This is a genomic window from Streptomyces alkaliterrae (assembly GCF_007097205.2).
Lineage (GTDB): Bacteria > Actinomycetota > Actinomycetes > Streptomycetales > Streptomycetaceae > Streptomyces > Streptomyces alkaliterrae.
This window is the reverse complement of sequence record NZ_VJYK02000698.1, coordinates 1-505: the sequence shown is the minus strand read 5'-3', so window position 1 is coordinate 505 and position 505 is coordinate 1. Positions and strand designations below refer to the sequence as shown.

Genomic DNA, 505 nt, shown 5'->3' with positions numbered 1-505 from the left:
GTGGGGGTTCGTGGAGGCCGAAGGGGGTCCCCTGGTCGTCGCGGCAGAGCTTGAAGCGGCCGAAGCGGGCGACGGTCTCCGCGTCCTCGCCGCCGAGGTCGGTGCCCTCGACCGTGCCGCCGAGGTCGCGCACGCGCTGCGTGGCGGCGTTGATGTCGTCGACGGCGAAGAAGAGGTAGGGGCCGGCGCCCGGGTCGCCGCCGTGCAGGCCGCCGGGGAGCGTGGAGGTGCCGATCGTGTAGCCCTCGCCGGACGGGCCGGGGCTGAGGGTCCAGCCGAAGAGTTCGCCGAAGAAGACCCGGGCGCGCTCCACGTCCTCGACGCCGAGTTCGAAGAAGGTGGGTCCGCCGTCCATCCAGAGCTCCCTTCGCCGACGGGCGGCCCGGGGGTGTTGCCGCCGGGCGGCCCTTCTCGCAGGGTAGGGCGGGCCGGCCGACCTCGCGCGTCGGAAGCCCGGGGCACGGGTCACGGCTCGTCGGGGCCCTCCTCGGGGTCCGCTTCGCGC

Annotated in this window: 1 protein-coding gene; it reads right to left on the bottom strand. The window is 75.4% G+C overall.

The features are described 5' to 3' along the window. Positions 1-355 (bottom strand): VOC family protein (locus FNX44_RS27545; protein ID WP_153507823.1); only part of this gene is annotated, 355 nt, incomplete at its 3' end. Positions 356-505 lie beyond the last annotated feature (150 nt).